The sequence below is a fragment of the Winogradskyella vidalii genome (assembly GCF_013403955.1).
GTDB classification, from domain to species: domain Bacteria; phylum Bacteroidota; class Bacteroidia; order Flavobacteriales; family Flavobacteriaceae; genus Winogradskyella; species Winogradskyella vidalii.
Genome location: NZ_JABFDG010000004.1, coordinates 15,607 through 35,310, shown reverse-complemented (window position 1 = coordinate 35,310; position 19,704 = coordinate 15,607). Strand labels below are relative to the sequence as shown.

Sequence of the window (19,704 nt, the reverse complement as noted above, 5' to 3'; positions counted from 1 at the left end):
AACTTGTGATGCTATACCTAAATCACTTTTTAATTTTAGAAATAGAGTTGAAATTCTGAGATGAAAGTATAGTAAAATAAAGTGTTAGTCATCTTTTATGTCAATATATATTCTGTATTGATGATTAATTAATTTAACTAAATAAACCACAAATGAATTTAAAAATAAAACTAACAATATTTGTGTTATTACTATGTAGCTTTACATTAATAGCACAACAAAGTTATCAAATATCAGGTACTGTTTATGATGTGTCAGCGATGCCAATTCCAGGAGCAAGTATTGTTATAGTAGATTCTTCAAAAGGGACTGTAACCGATTTTAATGGTGAATTTAATCTCGAAGTTACCCAAGGTGATGTTTTGAGCATTTCTTATGTAGGGTTTAAAACACAAACACTTACAGTAAGTGATCAAAAAGAATTAAATATTACGCTTGTTGAAGATACCGCAGTATTAGAGGAGGTCGTAGTAATTGGTTATGGAGCTATGAAAAAATCTCATGCTATCGGAGCCGTTTCTCAAGTAAGTGGAGACAAAGTATCTAAAGTCGCTACCGCAACTGCAGGTCAGGCACTTCAAGGGCAGTTGGCAGGTGTAAACATTAAAACAAATAGTGGTAATTCTGGAGAATCTGCTCAGATTCAGATCAGAGGGATGTCTTCAATATCTGCATCAAACTCACCATTAATTGTTGTTGATGGATATCCAATTCAAGGCGATTTATCTAGTGTTAATATGCAAGATGTAGAATCTATAAATGTACTTAAAGATGCTGCTTCTGCTTCCATTTATGGATCTAGAGCAGGATCGGGAGTTATTCTTATTACCACTAAAAAAGGTAAAAGGGGTAAGGTTACGGTAGAGTATAATGTTTATGGAGGGTTTAAAAATGGGATTCGAGATAACTTAGACAAAAACCCTATAAGCTCTAGTCTAAATAAATTTCCAACTATTGGAGAATGGAAAGATTATGTTATTTCTCAGGGTGGTACTGACTTAGATGAAATTAATTTAGCAGAAAGCTTTGGAACTAATACTAACTGGTACGATGAAATTTACAGAACAGGTTACATAATGAATCATCAGCTAAGTGCTTCTGGTGGAACAGAAAATGTTAATTATTTTTTCTCTGCTAACTATACAGATGAAGAAGGGATAATGCTTACAAATGATTATACTAAATATAGTTTCAGAGCCAATGTAGATGTTAAAGCTAACGATTGGTTAGAACTGGGTATAAATATTAATCCTACCTATAGTGAGACTAGAAAAGTTAATAGAGAAAATCATCAGTTATTTAGAACAGCTCCATGGGTTCCAGTGTATCACAATGCTGCAACTGCCGCCATTACAGGAAAAGAGATTGGAGAATACGCACATGAAAATGATTTTGATATAGGAAGAAATCCAAATTATACAGGAATTCGACTTAGAGAGCAGAGTGATTATAACCCTATTGCAATGTTAGAAGGAGAGTGGTATACCATTAATAGGATTGAAGGCTTTGCTAACGCTTATTTAAAAATTAATTTTTCGGATGAACTTTCTTTAAAAACTAGTTTTGGAGGTTATATGGATCAATTAGAAGACCAACGTTATTTGTCATCTATCGTAAGTAGAGAAGGCGCAGACGTAACTCTTGCACATTATAACACCACTAAAATTATTGATTGGTTAAATGAGAATGTTTTAACTTATAATAAAACAATTAATGACATACACCAATTAAATGTTGTAGCAGGTGTTTCAACACAGGTTACAAGTGTTACAAATTCGAGTGTAGCAGCGAATAATTTTGTGATAGATTATATTCATACAGTAAATGGCGGGCTTTTATCTGGAGGCACTTCAACGAGAAGTAAAAGTGCTTTGAATTCCGCTTTTTTCAGAATTAATTATGATTTAAATAATAAGTACTTATTTTCAGTTAGTTCTAGGTGGGATGGAAGTTCAAGATTTGGTGCAAATAACCAATACGGTTTTTTCCCATCGGCATCATTCGGATGGAGAATTTCAGAAGAAAGCTTTCTTAATTCTTCTGACGTTGTAAATAATCTTAAATTAAGAGCGAGTATAGGTACTACTGGTAACAATACAATTGGAGATTATAGCCATATAGGATTATTGGGGATTAATAATAGTATACTTGGAGGAGCAGCAACTACAGGATTTGCTCCAACCAATGTTTCTAATCCTAATCTTAGTTGGGAGAAGACACAAGAACTTAATTTGGGCTTAGATGTAGGCTTGTTTAACAGTAGAATTCAATTAGAATTTGACATGTTTAAAACATCTACAGAAGATCTTTTGTTAGAGGTGCCCCTTTCTTATGTTAGTGGTTTTGAATACTTTTTAGATAACCAAGGTAAAGTAGAAAATAAAGGTTTTGAATTAAACCTTAGTACCATTAATACCACAGGAGAATTATCTTGGAGTACAGGCTTCAACATATCTCGATATAGAAATGAGTTGGTAGATTTTGGAGGCACACAACGTCTTATAACTGTACCAGAACCTAAAAGACCAAACGAGTTTTTAGCAGAAGTCGGTAGTCCACTAGTTCAATTTTACGGATATGTATCAGATGGCGAGGTGCCTTACGGTTCTCATAATACAACCTGGCCTGTTAATGCAAGTACAGACTTTGTTTATGCAAAAGACTTAAATGGAGATGGGGTTATAGATGAAAATGATAAAACAGTTTTGGGGAGTCCATATCCAGATTTTACTTGGGGATTAACAAATAACTTAGAATATAAAAATTTCGATTTTGCAGTAACTTTTCAAGGTTCACATGGTGCAGAAGTCTTTAATATAGATTCTTATTATGAAAATTCCCAATATGCCAATGAAAGTGTAGACGGGTTTGACTTACCTCAAGCAGATAAAGATAGATTGGTTATACGTTCAAATTCTGATGCAAACGTTCAAGATGCTTCATATTTTAGTTTAAGAAACATGACGGTAGGATATACGCTTCCTTCGGAGTTTAATGATAAAATAGGCTTATCTAGTATGAGATTTTACTTAACAGGATCTAATTTAATATTTATTACAGGAAAAAGTTATACAGGTTTTAATCCTGAGGCTTCTACAGAAGCTACAACGTTTGCGGGCACTTATTCGGATAATCCACTAGTATCAGGATACCAAAGGGGAGCACATCCGGTTCAGCGAACTATTGCAATAGGAATTAATGCTAAGTTTTAATTAAAATTTTATACTTATGAAAAAAATATATAAAAAAACAATAAGAAGATGGGGCGTTTTACTTGCCATATTTAGTGTGTTAAGTTGCTCTGATTTAGATTTGCTTCCAGAGTCGCAAGTGCCAAACGATGGTTTTTATACTAACGAAGCTGAAATTGAAACTATAGTTTCAGGAGTTTACGACGGTTTACAACATAGTTATTCAAGACAATCTGCACCCGGTGGTTTATGGAGTTTAACTGATGTAAGAAGTGATGATTTGACTATTCTATTATCAGAAGGCGAATGGGGAAGAGCGGAAAATTTAAATATGTTACCAACAAGTGATATTACTCTAGATTTTTGGCAGAATTGTTACCTCACTATTTCAAGAACCAATAATCTAATTGCTAATTTAGATGTAATCAACGACGAAGGCACAAGAAATAAATTTGAAGGGGAGGGAAAATTTGTTAGAGCTTTAACGTATTTTAATTTAGTAAGGTTGTTTGGTGACGTCCCATTAACAACTACAGCAACACTTTCTACCGAAAATCTTCCAGATTTAACAAGACAATCGACTTCAATAATTTATGATCAAATTATTGCAGATTTATCTGATGCTATAAGCTTATTGCCAGAAACTAATGAGGTAGGTAGAGCTACCTCAGGTGCTGCCAAAGGTATATTAGCAAAAGTGTATTTAACATTAGGAAATAATTCTTCAGCCAAAAGTCTTTTAGAAGAAATTTTAAGTGCTGGTTATACATTAGAGCCAACGGTTATAGATGTATTCTCCGTTACCAATGAAAGTAACAATGAAATTTTATTTTCGGTAGGTTATAAGTCTGCATCAAACGGAGAAGGAAATGGGTTCTCTTATCATTTGTTAATAGACGGAACAGGTTATGTCCCAACTCAAGAACATATGGATCTTTCTCCTGCAGGTGATAGACATGATGCTACTTTAGCAGTTATTGGAGTAGAAAATAGAACGATTAAATATGATCCTGATTACGCTGTTGAATACGAGGGAGATAACGACTGGGTCGTATTAAGGTTAGCAGATATTATTTTAATGTATGCTGAAATATTAAATGAAGAAAATGGTGATGCTAATATGCAGCCTGCAATTGATGAGCTAAATAAAGTTCATGCAAGAGAAGATTTAGCGCCTTATGTGTTAAGTGATTTTGCAAATGCATCAGAACTTGAACAAGCCATTAGAGACGAACGAAGATTTGAACTTGCCTTTGAAGGGCATAGATGGTTTGATTTACAACGCTATGGAAACCTTGTTTCTGTAATGTCTAACCATTTAGGAGTTCCAGTTACTGAAGATGATTTATTATTACCTATACCTCAAAGAGAAATTGATGTTAGTCAAGGTGTAATCACCCAAAATTCAGGATATTAAGAAGATGTTTTTATTTGTTAAATGAGTTAAAAGGTTATCCGACCCGATGTGCAATGGGTCGGGTGAACTTTTAACATTTATTAAAGATTGTATGTTTTTGCAGCTAGAACTTATTTGATATTTTTACTGTTCCATATTGGTGCACCAATTTATTTTAAATAATATGAACTTAGATATACTTTCTAAAAACGAAAATCAGAAGATAACAGCACGTGTCAGTAAGTTAATTTCTCAAATACGAGATTTAATAATCGAGAAGCATTTGCAGCCAGGAGATAAATTACCTCCTGAAAGAATATTGGCAGAAAATTTTGGTGTCAGTAGAAGAAGTATTAGAACTGCAATTCTTAAACTAGAGTCTTATGGCATATTAAGATCGATGCCACAAAGTGGAACATTCCTTGCAAATATTGGTCAAATAGCAATGAATGGGATGATTGATGATATTTTAAGCCTTGGTTTACCAAATTTTAAATCTTTAGTAGAAACCAGAATTTTGTTAGAATTAAAGGCCGTAAAGCTGGCAGCAGAAATTCGTACCGAAGAAGATTTAGAAAAGATAAAAAGAACTTTAGATGCTCATAACTCTAAATTATTAAAAGGAGAAGATGCTGTTCAAGAAGATTTATTGTTTCATTTAGCAATTGCAAGGGCAAGTGGTAATGTTACTATAAATCAAATTATGATAGCCATTACACCTCAAATAATTGTTGATTTTAAAAAATATCATACAGATTATAATCATTTAGATGCGTTAAGAATTAAAGAACATGAAGAAATCTATAAAGCAATTGAAATTCAAGATCCGCAACTAGCAGAAGAAACAATGAGAAAACATTTTAATAAGTTGTTTCAATACTGTGATAATTACAAAGAAAATGAAGAATAAAGTTTAACATTAATATTTACATTCAGAATTTATATAAAAATAAATATTAATAAAATTGAAAATAAAATGAATTTAAAAGGTAAAGTAGCCGTTGTAACAGGCGGTGGTCGCGATATAGGTCGTGCAGTATGTGTAAAATTAGCTAAAGAAGGTGCTAAAGTTGTTATGAATTATTTTGATAGTGAAGCAGACAGAGATGCAACTATGGAAGCCATTAATGCTGTTGGTGGAGAAGCAATTGCTGTTTACGGTGATGTAACTAAGCAAGAAGACATCAATAATATGGTTGCTAAAACTAAAGAGGCATATGGAGAAAAAGTTGATGTTTTGGTGAATGTTGCCGGAGGTTTGTTTGCCAGAAAAACAGTCGAAGAATTAGATGAAAAATTCTATAACTTGGTAATGGATGTAAACTTTAAAGGCACCGTATTTGTAACACAGGCTTTTAAACCTTTGATGGAGAAAGGCGCTTCAATAGTGAATTTTGCTTCTCAAGCTGGTCGAGATGGTGGTGGTGCAGGTTCTGTAATATATGCAGCATCTAAAGGTGCCGTGATGACATTAACAAGAAACTGGGCTAAAGAATTAGGACCACAAGGAATTAGAATTAATGCTGTTTGTCCTGGAATGATTGCAACAAAATTCCATGATGATTTTACAAAGGATGAAGTGCGTAAAAATGTTGCCAATGGTACACCATTACGAAGAGAAGGTTCTGCTGAAGAAGTTGCTGATTTAGTAGCGTATTTAGCTAGTGATGAAGCCTCATTTATTACTGGTAATAATGTAGATATTAATGGAGGTTTAGCTTTTAGTTAATAGCCAATTTATAGCCATACATTAAATTAAAAAAATCAACCTTAAATTAATCTTTAAAAGGTGTTTTTGATTAAGACAAAGAAACATAATTAATTTTAATTGATTGTTATTCAGAACAATAATGGCGTATAATGTCGTGCTGTAGGGAATTTAGGTGCGGAATCGTAGACAATATAGATGCTGTCTAAAATGTTTCTAGTTGATACATAGTTCAGGCTACTCGTTTGAATTGAATAATTTAATTTAAAAATGATTAGATATTCAATGTTAGTTTGTATGAAGTGTTTTAGTACTTCACATCTAATTTTTAAACAAAAAAATGTAAAATTTTTGAGTTGAAATCATTTAAAAATAGCCTGGTTTAAAAATTTTAAACTAATAAATATTATGAGTAGAATTATATTAAGTACAATCGTTTTGTTTGCATTCGTCCTAATGGGGCAGTCGCAAACACCATACACACTTACAGCTAATGATGTAACGGTAGAAAATGGGGTTATTACATCCTCAACACTTACAAACAGTGATGGTGATAATTTTCAACCCGATATTATTATTTCAAAAAAGCTTAAAGGGCAAGTTATTACCGAAATTGGTGAAGATGCTTTTAAAGGTAAAAACCTAAGCAGTGTTGTTTTGCCTGCAGCGCTTAAAAGCATTGGATCCAGTGCTTTTAAAAATAATCGTCTAACTAGTATAGATTTTCCGGATGGACTAATGGTTATTGGAGATAGTGCTTTTCAGAACAATCGCATTACTAGCGTAACTTTGCCAAAAGGGCTTACCTCTCTTAATAAAAGTGTTTTTGAGTCAAATAACATTATCAGTGTCGATTTACCTAAAGGGCTAACGTCTATTGGGCATGGTGCTTTTAGAGATAATAGTTTAATCAATGTAGATTTGCCAGCCGGACTTACTTCTTTAGGGAGTTTTTCTTTTCAGAACAACCGGCTTATAAGTGTTGATTTTCCTGCTGGGATTACAACCATTGAGGAAATGGCTTTTAATGTTAACTTTCTAACTCATATGGATTTTCACGAAGGAATTACAACTATAGAGGACAGTGCCTTTAGAGATAATCGCATCACTAGCGTAAATTTTCCTGAATCACTTACATCTATCGGAGATAGTGCTTTTCTTGCTAATCGAATTACTCAAGTAGATTTTCCTGCTGGTTTAACTTCTGTAGGCGAAAAGGCTTTTAGTGTAAATGATGATTTATCTAATTTTGTTTTACCAAAGGTTTCTTCTACTGGAAATTCATTGCAATGGGAAGCTAGTAATGGAATTGCTTTAGGTACAGATTATGTTGTTCTACCTGAGGATTTTGGTTATAGTTATAAAGCTATTATCCAAGATTAAAGTGTCATTATTAACAGAATTTTTTTTAATTAAAAGAAATTTTTTCCTTTTTAAGGATTGTTTGCTAGTAACTTTTTTCTAAAATTTTGGAATTTAATTAATTCTGATAAATCAGTTTTACCATTCCAATAATATCTTACAAACAGTATTTGAATACTACAAAAATCTATTGATTTCTCTAGTACCATCAATGTATCTTAGACCTCCACTTCTTATATTAAATTTCACAAATTTTTATAAATAAAAGTGTCTACTTATATAAGTAAATAAACTTATAATGACTTTAGTACTAAATGTGAGATGTAAGTTTAAAAAAATCTAGAAAGCATATACGTGTCTTTTAATTCCTTCCTGAATTTAAATGGTTTTTTATCAGTATAGAGCTTCTTTTAAACTGTAACACGTAATTAAAACACTGATGTTCAGTTGTATATTATAAATGCCATAGTAAGTCGATATCTTACTATGGAAATCCAAAAAAAATCCTTATTTTTGGTACACCAATGTGGCGCACCAGTTTTTTGTTGATTTATTTTTAATAAAATTAAATAATCTTAAGCTGCTATTTTATAACAGTTGTCTTTTGCTTTCACATTGAAATAGAATGCAATTTCTAATCCGACATTTGGTAGTTTTTTTGCCGAGTTTAAGTTAGTCAATGCTTCTTAAAGACTTTTATAAAACCGCTGAAATAAAATAATAAAGCCCCACAAATAAACTAATTAAACAAACCCATATTAAAACAGTCTAAAATGAATAACAAATTAAAAGTATTAGTTTCTGGAACTGGATTTGCAGGTCAAGGCCACGCGGATGCATTTCGAGCTGCAGGTGCAGACATAGTAGGTATAGTAGGAAGAACACCAAGTGTTGTAAGTGAAGTAGCTAAGAAAAAAGGGATTCCTTATTTTGGAACAGATTGGCAACAAGCATTAGAAGATTGCAAACCAGATATTGTAACTATAGCAACACCTGGGGGAGCTCATTATGAACCTATAAAACAAGCTATAGCATTTGGGTGTCATGTATTTAGTGATAAGCCATTAACAGCTGAAGGAGAAACAGCTTTAGAACTATATAAACTAGCCCAAGATAAAAATTTAAAAACAGCATTTGCATCTAGCTTTCGGTATATGCCACACATTCAACATGCCAAACGACTTGTTGCTAATGGTGAAATTGGTGAGCCTACGGAAGTAGAGTGTATGTCTCACTTTAACTTAGAACGAGATATCCCTTTCGGGTGGTCACATAGAAAAGAAGATGGTGGTGGTAGACTCAACAATAACTTTACCCACATGATGTCAATTGTTACCTCTGTTATCGGTGAGAAGATACTATCAATTATAGGAGAAGTAAGAGATGACTTAGGAAAAGCGCCTATTGTTGAAGGTGTTCATAATTTTAAAACACGAAGAGACTTTATACCAAAAGATCTTAACGACCCATCTCTTAAATGGGGAGAAAGTAATGTAGAATGGTCATATACGGTTTTAGCACAGTTGGAAAGTCCAATAGCTTCTAAACCTGTTTCTGTGTTATTTAAACATGGAGGACTTAATCCAAAGTTTCACGAGAATCATATAGTTTTTTATGGTACTAAAGGGGCCATTTTCATTGAAGGACATTATGGTATGGGACCACTTTATGTATGGGATAATAAAACTTGGAAAACGTTAGACTTACCTCAAGATATTGTTGATAATCAACCAAAGGTAGATGGCGATACTGAGCGTAACTGGCATTATTTAGTAAGAGAATTTGTAAATGATATTAAAGGTGAAAAAGTAGCGTATTACCAGTCTTTTAAAGAGGGTAGTCTTTACCAACAACTTATCGATTTAATTAGAGAGAATAATAACTGGACAGATGTAAGTCATCTGCAATAAAATATCAAAACTATGTTTTACGATTATATTGTAATTGCACTCTACTTTGTACTAATTCTCGCTATAGGTGTTATATTTTCAAGAATGGCAAGTAAATCTACGAGCGATTATTTTCGTGGAGGAGGACGAATGTTGTGGTGGATGGTAGGTTCAACTGCTTTTATGGCACAATTTTCAGCTGTAACTTTTACAGGAGCTGCAGGTAAAGCTTTCAATGATGGGTTTGCCATTTGTGCGGTTTATATAGGTAACACTTTTGCTTTCTATTGTGGTTATTTATTCTTTGCGCAGCGGTTTAGACAAATGAGGGTAGATACTCCTACAGAAGCAATAAAAAGAAGATTTGGTTCGGAAAATGAGTTGTTTTTTTCATGGGCGTTAATCATATTTTCATTTATAAATGCAGGAGTTTGGTTAAACGCTTTAGGTGTTTTTACTAGCGCCGTTTTTGATGCCGATATCTTTACAACCATTATAGGAATCGGATTGACGGTTGTTTTTGTATCCGTACTATCTGGTGCATGGGGTGTTGTTGCCTCAGATTTTGTTCAAACTTTGGTAGTGGCTGTAGTTTCTATAGCTACTGCAATAGTTGCATTGGTGATGGTTGATGGTCCTGTAAATTTAGTTGAAAACTTCCCAGGTGGTTTCCTAGTTGGTCCAGATATGAATTACCCCTTAATACTAATTGGAACTTTTATTTTCTTTTTACCGAAACAAATCATAACCATGATGAATCTTCATGATTCATTTCGATTTCTTGGGGCAAAAGATACTTTTAATGCGCGTAAAGCGGCTTTATTAGCTATGGTGTTAATGGGCGTAGGTACTATAATTTGGTTTATCCCACCATGGGCAGCTGCGACTTTATACCCGGATGCTACAGCAGACTATGCGCAATTAGGAAACAAGGCTGCAGATGCAGTATATTTAGTATTTGCACGTAATGCAATGCCAATAGGAACTGTAGGGTTACTAATGGCTGGCCTTTTTGCTGCTTCCATGTCTTCAATGGATTCTGCATTAAATAAAAACGCAGGAATCTTTATCAGAAGTATCTATCAGCCTTTTTTAGCTAAAAGAAGTAAAGAAAAAGATGATAAAAAATTATTGAGAATTAGTCAATTAGTGAGTTTTATTAGCGGAATGGGAGTAATCGCCGTTGCGTTTTATTTCGCAACACTTAAAGAACTGAGTTTATATGAGCTTATGATGCGCGTTTCAACGATGGTACAGTTACCAATGATGGTGCCATTAGTAGTGGGAATTGTAGTGAAAAAAACTCCAAAATGGGCACCTTGGGCTACTATTGCTTTAGGTTTAGGTGTGTCTTGGATGATAGATAATGTTATTACTCCAGATGTTTTTGTGTCTTGGTTTGGTATAGACTCTCTTACAGGTCGTGAAATTGTGGATATGAATATTATTCTAACCATTGCTGGTCATGTATTTATTACAGGAGGATTTTTCTGGGCAACTTCATTATTTTACAACGAAGCCAAGGATAATCACAAACTTGAAACTGATCGTTTCTTTGAAGATTTAGTAACTCCAGTTATTGCCGATAATCTACAAGATGAAGTTGATAGTCAACAACGAAGAAAATTAGGTAATATGGTTATGACTATGAGTGCGGGTATTTTGCTTATGACTCTAATTCCAAATCCTGTTTGGGGTAGAATCTTGTTTTTAGTCTGTTCAATAATCATTTTCACTATTGGCTTTTTATTGAGAAGAAGTGCCAAAGTCAACGTGTCTACAACCAAATAATAACTATAAAATTATGAATGTGAAAAAATTGATTTTACTAGTTTTAATTCAATTATGGTTTTGCTCTTGTTCAGAACAAAAAGTAACACTTACACATGGCATAGATGAAACTGCTGGAGGTGGGTCTGCTTATATAGTAAGTACCCCTTCAGCTATATATTATCTAGAAAAAGAAGGCGGTGGCTTGTCGAGTATGATTGATAAAGATGGTGTAGATTGGATTGGCTTTCACAATGAAAAAGGATCAGGTCATAAGGGAGAGTACAGAGGATTTCCTAATGCAATTCATCGACAAGATGGAAGTTATTTTCACGCCATGAATGCTGGTACAGACCCTTCAACTTCAATAGTTGAAATTGAATATGAAGACCATGTTCGCATAATATTTACATCAGAAAATAAAAAATGGGAAGGCCAATGGGATTTTTATTCGGATCGCTGCGATTTTACGATGACTAAAGTTAGTGATGGGTATAAATATTGGGTACAATATGAAGGTGTACCTGGAGGAGAAATGGACACAACAGATTTTTGGTATGCCTCAATGGATAACCAAAAACATCCCATAACTGAAACATTTACAGGTGATTTGCCTGCTCCTGAATGGATGGCTTTCGGAGATCAAAAATCCTCACGGATGTTATTTATGTTACATCACGAGGATGATAATTTACCCGATAATTATGTTAGCAGACCAGATATGACTGTGTTTGGTTTTGGTAGAAATAATGGAGAGCGTACAACTAAACATTTAACTACAATTGAAACTTTTTCTATTGGTTTTATAGAGTCCACAGCGTATTCGTCAATTGATCAAGCTGTAACAGAATTACTTGATTAAAATTTTTGAATGTACATAAATAATCAGAAATAATGAGAATAAGAAAGATGCAACTATCGTCAAAATCACTCTTACTGATAAGTATTTCATTATTTCTGATTAATTGTGGTCATAGAACTAAAAAAACGACAACTGTAGCTAAAGACACCGTTAAGTATCCAAGTGATGTAATTCCATTTATGGATGGCTGGTGTAGTATGCTTTGTGGTGATGGTACGCGTCTAGAAAACTTAGAAAATTCTGAACATAAAAATTTTTTTTATGTGTCAAGTGATGATGAAACTGATTGGGTCGTATTTAAAGCACCTAATTCTGGTGTTACCACTAGGACTTCTAGTAATACTCGGACAGAATTAAGAAACCAAACGTATTGGACACCTAAAGAAGGTGGTAAATTAACAGGAAAGTTAAAAGTAATGCATGTTTCAACCTCGGGAGATGCAAGAGTAGCCGCGTCATATGCTGTGGTTGTAGGACAAATACATAGTAAAGATGGCCACGAAAATGAACCTTTAAAAATTTTTTATAAAAAATTTCCGGGACATAAAAAAGGTTCTGTTTTTTGGAATTATGAAATAAACACCAAAGGCGATAATTCGGGTAGATGGGATTTTTCAACAGCTGTTTGGGGTAATGATATGTCTGTAATTGGAACAGGCCCAAATTCATTCCCTGAAGAACCAAAGGACGGTATAAAATTAGGTGAAGAATTTAGTTATGAAATAAATGTATATGGAGGCATGATGCATTTAACTTTTATCAGTGAAGGACATGATACCAAAACATTTAGCAAAAGTTTGATAAAATCAGATTTTTCCAATAAACAAAGTATTCCTCAACAAATACTTACATTATATGCTCCGATAGGTCGTGATGGTATTGAAAAAGAGGAGGCATACGCCGAAGAATTACAAACTTTTATGCAAGGTGCTTATAATCAAACCAACGGTAAAGATCCAGAAGAAAATATTGTTTGGAGTACAGGCGCTGAGACGTATAATGGAGATATAACAAAACAATATGCCAATGGCAGTTATACTGAAGTATGGTTTAAAGAAGCATCTATAGGAGTTGGTACAAAACTAGATATGGATTATTAGTCCTATTTCATGGTTTAGCGTGTTGATTTTTTATTTCAAAAACTCCACACAATGTTTTATAACTGTCATGAGTTCCTCTGATAGCTCTTTCTTCTTCCAAGGATGTCTCGTATCAAAAACATGGTCTGCTCCTTCAATAATTTCAAGTTGACTATCAGGATTCCATTGATGTAAAGCTTCAGCTTCACTTAGTTTTACGGCAGCATCTTCAGTACCTTGAATAATTAAATGTGGAATGTTTAATTGTTTGGTTGCAGTTTCAATATGATATCGATTTTCATTGGCTTTAAAATCTTCAAAAAACTGATAATAATGTGGCATTTGTTGTTTCGTTCTGCCATTTACAATATATTTTACGCCTTTGGTTTTCCAGTCATTTATCTCAGCATCAGACCCAAACCTAACGCCAAAATCACTAACACTTGCTAAACTTATAAGCTTAATAATTCGTGTATCTTCAGAAGCTTTAATTAGTGTCACACCACCGCCACGACTATGACCTATTAATGAAATTTTGTTGGTGTTTATATTAGCATTGTTCTTGAAGTGATTTTGAGACCAAGTAATAATAGCATCTAAATCATCTAATTCTTTTGTGTAATTATTGTTCCCAAAAGCTTCTAAATCTGGAAAATCTATTGGGTTTTCCATAGTGCCACCGTTATGCGAAAAGTTGAACTTTATAAAACATAATCCAGCTTTGGCAAAAGCCTCTGCCATAAGATGCCAGGCACCCCAATCTTTAAAACCTTTGTAACCATGACAAAATATAAGTATGGGTTGATTCGCTTTAGTTTCAGAATAAAAGGTATCTATAAGAATAGGTTTCTTATTTTTTCTTTCTAAAATGATGTTTCTATCGATTTGCATTAGTTGAGTTCTTTTTCGGTGAATTTTAAATCAGGATTACTGATTTCAGTAATCAGTTTTTTAAGTTCTATTTCGAAATTCTGAAGTGTTTCACTTGTAATTAATTGGTCTTTTTTAGCATAAGCTCCTGCTTTGTCTTTTTTTGCGAACTTTAAAAAGCCGCCATTCAAATTTTTAAATGAAATTATTCCGGCTTCAATCGGTAATTCTATTTGCTTATTTTGATGCATCATATACGCATAGCATAAAATCTGAAAGGGTTTGCTGTATTTGTCGTAATCTGTGGTTATGTCCTCCCAATTTACTATTTCAACTTTGTTTTGTTCCACCTTACCAGATTTGTAATCAATGACTCTAGTTACGCCATTAAAACGGTCTACACGATCAACTTTTCCATGCAGTTTAATGGGGAATTCTAAGCCTTCAATAGTAATGTGTATGGCTTGGTCAGCTTCAATAGAAATGATTTCAATCTCATTACCTTGCTTAAGACTTTCTATTTCTAAATTAATAAAATTCAGGATATAACGCTGGGCAATTTCAAAAATGATAAGATTTTTTCCACTCGAAAAACCTCCTTTATTATAGAGGTCTTCAAAATGTTTAGTTACCATTGCCTTAGTACGGTTTTTAAAATCTTTAAGATGTTCAACAGTTAAAAAAACACCTTCCAAAGGTTTATAAAAATCCTCTAAGGAATTATGAATAACAGACCCTAAGGTATTGGCTGCAATATTTTCTTCAACCTCTTCAAATGCTTTAATGCCTAAAATTTTTTCATAATAAAAGTCTATAGGATTTCTAATGTAATTGGTTAGTGAGGACGGTGAATAGCCTTTATTAGAAAGTACTTTTATCTGTTCTACAACGAAAGGCGTTTTGTTTATTTCGGTTAATCTCTGTTCAATAATTGGTACTTCAGGTGCTAATATTTTGTGTTTAATGTTATGGATTCCTTCTACTTCTAACTGCGTAATAAATCTACTTTTTTCACCGCCTTTTAAAGCGTCAATTTCTGTATTATATAATATATAAACATTTTTAGCGCGTTGTAATAATCTGTAAAAGTGGTAGGTGTAAACAGCATCTTTTTCTTTAAATGTTGGGAGCTTATTTTCAATTTTTACATCAAATGGAATAAAGGAATTATTTGTCTTTCCAGAGGGTAAAATTCCCTCGTTAACAGAACTTATAATTACGGTTTCAAAATCTAAAACACGTGACTCTAACATGCCCATAATTTGAAGTCCTTCTAAGGGTTCACCTTTAAAATCTAAAGTTTCAGAACTTAATAATTCCTTGTAGACCCCATGAAGTGCTGTAATTGAATTTAAGTATTTGTAATTGTTATTTAATTCTGTTAGCTGATTAAATAGGGTGTTGAAACGGTACAGATACTCTAACTCGAGATGGTGATTTTGTTTATTCTTATCATAATTTACCTTCATTTTAAATATTAGCTCAGTACTTTGTTGTAATGCTAAACTTGGTTGGTTATGCCATGATTTAAAAATTAAATTTATGATTTCAGAATTTGATTTGCTGAGTTTTAAGAGTGTTTCTAGAGTGATATATACAAGGTTTTGTTTTTGTATAATTTCTATGATTTCATCAGCGGTATTCGTCTCTTCTGTTTCGAATAGTGGATATGCTGAAGGGTGAGATAGTAAGTTGATGACATCTTTATAATAATACTGTATTGTGTTGTTTTTATGAAGTACCATTAACTGTTCAAAAAATGATGCTAAAGGGACGTATTGCAAGGGTAGGCCCATTGTAACATTAAGCTTTTCTATAGTATTGGGAATAGAATTTAGTACAGGTAATAAGAGTTGTTCTTCCCCTAAAACAACTGCGATTTTAGAGAGGTTGTTTTCAGACTCTGTTAACTCTTCTAATATTTGACCGATGTATTTTGCTTGCCCAACAAGTTTTGGAATCCCTATGACCTGAATGTTTTTTTCTTGCTTGTAATTTGAAGTAACCCAATTAAAAGTATTTGATTCAAAGTAATTCCATTTATTTCTGTGTTGCCTTGTAAACCAACCAGCATCATGTATAGGGTCGTCAATAAAAGTTTTATCAATATCCCAATAGATATGTGTTAATTCATTTTTAAGTAAGCTTTGAATAATTTGAGATTCTGCCGTGTTTAAAGCATTAAACCCAAGAAAAATATGTGTTTTGGTAGAATTATTGTTTTTGTATACTTCTAAATTTTCAACTGCTTTTCTATAGATAAGGCCTTGATAACCCTGATCTGATTTTAACAAGTTTTCTGTAAATGCTATATAGTAGTATTTAAGCTGTTTCCAGAACTTTAAATGATTTTTAATCAGTTCGGTTTGGTTGGTTTCTAAAGACCAATGATTTAATTCTTTAATGGCACTTAGGTAGTCGAATATGTGATCTTTTGGTATAAGGTAGCGATCAATCTCATTAAAGTCTTGTAATAAGATTTGTGCCCATTTTGAGAAGGAATCAAAAGGCTCTTGTTCACTCTCATTAGTATGAGCTTTATAAGTTTGATATAACCTAAATAGTAAATCGGTATTAGGTAAGGTTTGTAAGCCAGATAGCTCTTCTACAAATTCTTCTATACTCAGTATTTGAGGTGCAAAAATAGGTTGGTCTTGCAATAATGTAGAAAGGTGATGTTTAAGAAATACACCAGCACGCTTGCTAGGTAATATGAAATGTAGATTTTCGAAATCTAATTCTTTCTTTTGAAGATCTACGAGTACAGATTTTATAAAACTTATCATTTTATAAAAATAAAAAACGCTCCGAATTTCGGAGCGTTTTTAAAATATATTTTAGATGTGATTAGTTTTTCAACTTCACTTCTACACGTCTGTTTTCTTTTTTACCAGCGCTTGTACTGTTACTAGCAATTGGATTGTCTTCACCAAAACCAGCAGCAGATAATCTTTCAGAACTAATTCCGTTAGCGATTAAATAATCTCTAACTGCATTTGCTCTTCTTTCAGATAACGCTTGGTTCATAGATTTAGATCCATCACTATCAGTGTGACCTTCAAGTGAGAAGCTAGCTTCTGGGTATTCTTTAAAGATAGCTACCATAGATTGTAATACTTGATCCGTTTGTTTTTGGAAAGTAGCTCTACCAGAGTTAAATAAGATAGATCTAGAGTACTCATTTAAAGTTTCCATAACTTCTTCAGTTGGCTCAATTTCAGGACAACCGTTGTTTGCAACTGTACCAGCTTCGTTAGGACATTTATCATCTTTGTCTAATACACCGTCACCGTCAGTATCTGGCCAAGGACATCCGTTGTTAGCAGCAGGACCTACTTCGTTAGGACATTTGTCATCAGCATCAGAAACACCATCACCGTCAGTATCAGGACAACCAGCTAATTCTTTTAAACCAGCAACTTCAGGACATTTATCATCTTTATCAACAACACCGTCACCGTCAGTATCAGGACAACCGTTAAATTCAGCTAAACCTGCTGTGTTAGGACAATCGTCTTTTGAATCTTGAATACCATCACCATCTGAATCTGGACAACCATTAAAGATTTCTAAACCAGCTTCTTCAGGACAAGCATCTTCGTGATCGTAAACACCATCACCGTCAGTATCAGTACCACCAAACTTAAAGCTTAAGCCTACTGAATGTTGGAAATGCTTTGGTAAGTAATCTTCAAATGCATGTTTGTAAGTCGATTGAAAATCTACACCTAAGTTCTCAGTAAACCAAAATTTGATACCTAAAGTTCCGTTTAATGTACCAGCTCCGATTTCATCTACCCAAGTATAACCACCACCTACACCTAAATATGGGTCAAAGGTTTTTGAATTAATAACGTCCATAAAGCTGTAAGAAACTCTACCGTCTAATCCGTAATAAGTTAAGTCATCAACATTATTAGTTGTTTCTTCACCTGTCATTAGGTCAACATTTGAACCAAATTTGTCAATTCTGTTTAAAGAACCTTTAGCAGTAAAGGTAAAACCATCACTAAGATATCTAGAAACGGAGATTGTAGAAAGCGAAGGAATAAAGTTCCAGTGATCATCTACGTTAAAGTATTCGTCAAAATACTCTCCTTGAGGCATGTCTTCTCCTACAGGGTACACATCAACTGCATTAGCTCCGATTGTAATAGCCCATGGATTGTTCTTGTCTTGAGCATCAGAAGTGCTAAAGCCTAAAATAAGCACTGCGACAAAAAATAATCTGCTAAGATTTTTCATATTCTAATTAATTTTAATTTAAGTGTTAATTATTGCAAAAATAAGATGTTAAGATTTATTAACAAAGACAAATATATAAAATTATTGGTATATCGCCTTTAAATAAAGCGATTGAATTAACATTTGTAGTATATCAGATAACATTTAGCGATTTTCCCACTTTTATGAAGGCTGCTATGGCTTTATCCAATTGTTTTTGGTCGTGAGCAGCAGAAAGCTGTACTCTAATTCTTGCCTTATCTTTAGGAACAACCGGGTAGAAGAAACCGATGACATATATGCCTTCTTCTAATAGCATATTTGCCATGTTTTGTGATAGCTTTGCATCATATAACATTACCGGTACAATTGCAGAATCACCATCTACAATATCAAAGCCAGCTGCTTTCATCCCTTTTTTAAAGTATTTTGTATTCCAATCGACTTTATCTCTTAGCGTGGTATCGTTTTTAAGCATGTCAAATACTTTAATAGAGGCACCTACAATGGCAGGTGCTAAAGAATTTGAAAACAAATACGGACGAGATCGCTGACGTAAAAGCTCAACAATTTCTTTTTTAGCTGTGGTATATCCTCCCATAGCACCACCCATGGCTTTTCCTAATGTTCCAGTGATAATATCAATTCTTCCAAGAACGCCTTTTTCTTCTAAAGTACCGATTCCTGTTTCACCTATAAATCCTGTAGCATGACATTCATCTATCATTACCATAGCATCATATTTATCTGCTAAATCACAAATTTTATCTAGAGGTGCTACCAGACCATCCATAGAGAACACACCATCAGTAACTATAATTTTATAACGAGCACCTTTGGCATTGGCTTCTATTAGTTGTGTTTCTAAATCTGCCATGTCATTGTTTTGATAACGATATCTTGCTGCCTTACATAACCTTACGCCATCAATAATTGAGGCGTGATTTAAAGAGTCTGAAATTATAGCATCTTCTTTTGTTAGTAAAGGCTCAAAAACACCACCATTAGCATCAAAAGCTGCGGCATATAGTATGGTATCTTCAGTGCCATAGAAATCAGCAATTTTTTGCTCTAGCTCTTTATGAATATCTTGAGTTCCACAAATAAAACGTACCGAAGACATTCCAAAACCATGCGTGTCCATAGTATCTTTTGCCGCTTGAATAACCTCTGGATGCGCTGACAAACCTAAATAATTATTGGCACAGAAGTTCAGTACTTTTTGTCCTGTGTTTAGAGTGATTTCGGCACCTTGAGGTGATGTAATAATGCGTTCTTCTTTAAAAAGTCCGGCGTCTTTTATAGATTCTATTTCTTGTTGTAAGTGATTTTTTATAGCTCCGTACATGGTTT

13 protein-coding genes are annotated in these 19,704 nt (G+C 33.6%); 9 read left to right on the top strand and 4 right to left on the bottom strand.

Annotation, left to right across the window (positions count from 1 at the left end; genetic code table 11):
• The first annotated feature begins 152 nt into the window (after positions 1–152).
• From HM982_RS10635 to HM982_RS10595, 9 genes are all read left to right on the top strand, one after another.
• Positions 153–3,212, top strand: a complete 3,060-nt coding sequence (locus HM982_RS10635; RefSeq protein ID WP_179353148.1) for a SusC/RagA family TonB-linked outer membrane protein — start codon at positions 153–155, stop codon at positions 3,210–3,212.
• Between the two features lie 16 nt (positions 3,213–3,228).
• A complete protein-coding gene (locus HM982_RS10630) occupies positions 3,229–4,608 on the top strand; it encodes a RagB/SusD family nutrient uptake outer membrane protein (RefSeq protein WP_179353147.1) in 1,380 nt (459 codons plus the stop codon).
• Between the two features lie 163 nt (positions 4,609–4,771).
• Positions 4,772–5,497 (top strand): FadR/GntR family transcriptional regulator, encoded by a 726-nt coding sequence (locus tag HM982_RS10625; RefSeq protein WP_179353146.1) that lies wholly within the window; start codon positions 4,772–4,774, stop codon positions 5,495–5,497.
• Positions 5,498–5,563: 66 nt separating this feature from the next.
• Positions 5,564–6,316 carry an SDR family NAD(P)-dependent oxidoreductase gene (locus HM982_RS10620; protein WP_179353145.1) on the top strand — a complete coding sequence of 251 codons (753 nt, stop codon included), beginning with the start codon at positions 5,564–5,566 and terminating at the stop codon, positions 6,314–6,316.
• A 387-nt stretch (positions 6,317–6,703) separates the two neighbouring features.
• Positions 6,704–7,678 carry a leucine-rich repeat domain-containing protein gene (locus tag HM982_RS10615; protein ID WP_179353144.1) on the top strand — a complete coding sequence of 325 codons (975 nt, stop codon included), beginning with the start codon at positions 6,704–6,706 and terminating at the stop codon, positions 7,676–7,678.
• A gap of 752 nt (positions 7,679–8,430) precedes the next feature.
• A complete protein-coding gene (locus HM982_RS10610) occupies positions 8,431–9,567 on the top strand; it encodes a Gfo/Idh/MocA family protein (protein WP_179353143.1) in 1,137 nt (378 codons plus the stop codon).
• A gap of 12 nt (positions 9,568–9,579) precedes the next feature.
• Positions 9,580–11,337 carry a sodium:solute symporter family transporter gene (locus HM982_RS10605; RefSeq protein WP_179353142.1) on the top strand — a complete coding sequence of 586 codons (1,758 nt, stop codon included), beginning with the start codon at positions 9,580–9,582 and terminating at the stop codon, positions 11,335–11,337.
• A 13-nt stretch (positions 11,338–11,350) separates the two neighbouring features.
• Entirely contained in the window at positions 11,351–12,178 is an 828-nt protein-coding gene (locus HM982_RS10600) for a hypothetical protein (protein WP_179353141.1), read from the top strand.
• Positions 12,179–12,210: 32 nt separating this feature from the next.
• Complete coding sequence (locus HM982_RS10595; RefSeq protein WP_218849821.1) at positions 12,211–13,278, top strand: polysaccharide lyase family 7 protein; 1,068 nt, start codon at positions 12,211–12,213, stop codon at positions 13,276–13,278.
• 30 nt (positions 13,279–13,308) lie between these two features.
• Here the strand turns inward: HM982_RS10595 and HM982_RS10590 are convergent, their stop codons facing one another.
• From HM982_RS10590 to kbl, 4 genes are all read right to left on the bottom strand, one after another.
• Complete coding sequence (locus tag HM982_RS10590) at positions 13,309–14,148, bottom strand: alpha/beta hydrolase family protein (RefSeq protein WP_179353140.1); 840 nt, start codon at positions 14,146–14,148, stop codon at positions 13,309–13,311.
• Entirely contained in the window at positions 14,148–16,913 is a 2,766-nt protein-coding gene (locus HM982_RS10585; protein WP_179353139.1) for a PD-(D/E)XK nuclease family protein, read from the bottom strand. Before HM982_RS10585 ends, HM982_RS10590 begins: the two co-directional genes overlap by 1 nt.
• A gap of 61 nt (positions 16,914–16,974) precedes the next feature.
• A complete protein-coding gene (locus HM982_RS10580) occupies positions 16,975–18,372 on the bottom strand; it encodes an OmpA family protein (RefSeq protein ID WP_179353138.1) in 1,398 nt (465 codons plus the stop codon).
• Between the two features lie 133 nt (positions 18,373–18,505).
• Positions 18,506–19,699 carry a glycine C-acetyltransferase gene (kbl, locus tag HM982_RS10575; RefSeq protein ID WP_179353137.1) on the bottom strand — a complete coding sequence of 398 codons (1,194 nt, stop codon included), beginning with the start codon at positions 19,697–19,699 and terminating at the stop codon, positions 18,506–18,508.
• Positions 19,700–19,704: the final 5 nt, after the last annotated feature.

Bases quoted from the DNA above. Each gene is read 5' to 3' on its own strand.
- HM982_RS10595 (WP_218849821.1), top strand. From the start codon at position 12,211: ATGAGAATAAGAAAGATGCAACTATCGTCAAAATCACTCTTACTGATA.
- HM982_RS10605 (WP_179353142.1), top strand. From the start codon at position 9,580: ATGTTTTACGATTATATTGTAATTGCACTCTACTTTGTACTAATTCTC.
- HM982_RS10620 (WP_179353145.1), top strand. From the start codon at position 5,564: ATGAATTTAAAAGGTAAAGTAGCCGTTGTAACAGGCGGTGGTCGCGAT.
- HM982_RS10630 (WP_179353147.1), top strand. From the start codon at position 3,229: ATGAAAAAAATATATAAAAAAACAATAAGAAGATGGGGCGTTTTACTT.
- HM982_RS10600 (WP_179353141.1), top strand. From the start codon at position 11,351: ATGAATGTGAAAAAATTGATTTTACTAGTTTTAATTCAATTATGGTTT.
- HM982_RS10580 (WP_179353138.1), bottom strand. From the start codon at position 18,372: ATGAAAAATCTTAGCAGATTATTTTTTGTCGCAGTGCTTATTTTAGGC.
- HM982_RS10590 (WP_179353140.1), bottom strand. From the start codon at position 14,148: ATGCAAATCGATAGAAACATCATTTTAGAAAGAAAAAATAAGAAACCT.
- HM982_RS10610 (WP_179353143.1), top strand. From the start codon at position 8,431: ATGAATAACAAATTAAAAGTATTAGTTTCTGGAACTGGATTTGCAGGT.
- HM982_RS10615 (WP_179353144.1), top strand. From the start codon at position 6,704: ATGAGTAGAATTATATTAAGTACAATCGTTTTGTTTGCATTCGTCCTA.
- kbl (WP_179353137.1), bottom strand. From the start codon at position 19,699: ATGTACGGAGCTATAAAAAATCACTTACAACAAGAAATAGAATCTATA.
- HM982_RS10635 (WP_179353148.1), top strand. From the start codon at position 153: ATGAATTTAAAAATAAAACTAACAATATTTGTGTTATTACTATGTAGC.
- HM982_RS10625 (WP_179353146.1), top strand. From the start codon at position 4,772: ATGAACTTAGATATACTTTCTAAAAACGAAAATCAGAAGATAACAGCA.
- HM982_RS10585 (WP_179353139.1), bottom strand. From the start codon at position 16,913: ATGATAAGTTTTATAAAATCTGTACTCGTAGATCTTCAAAAGAAAGAA.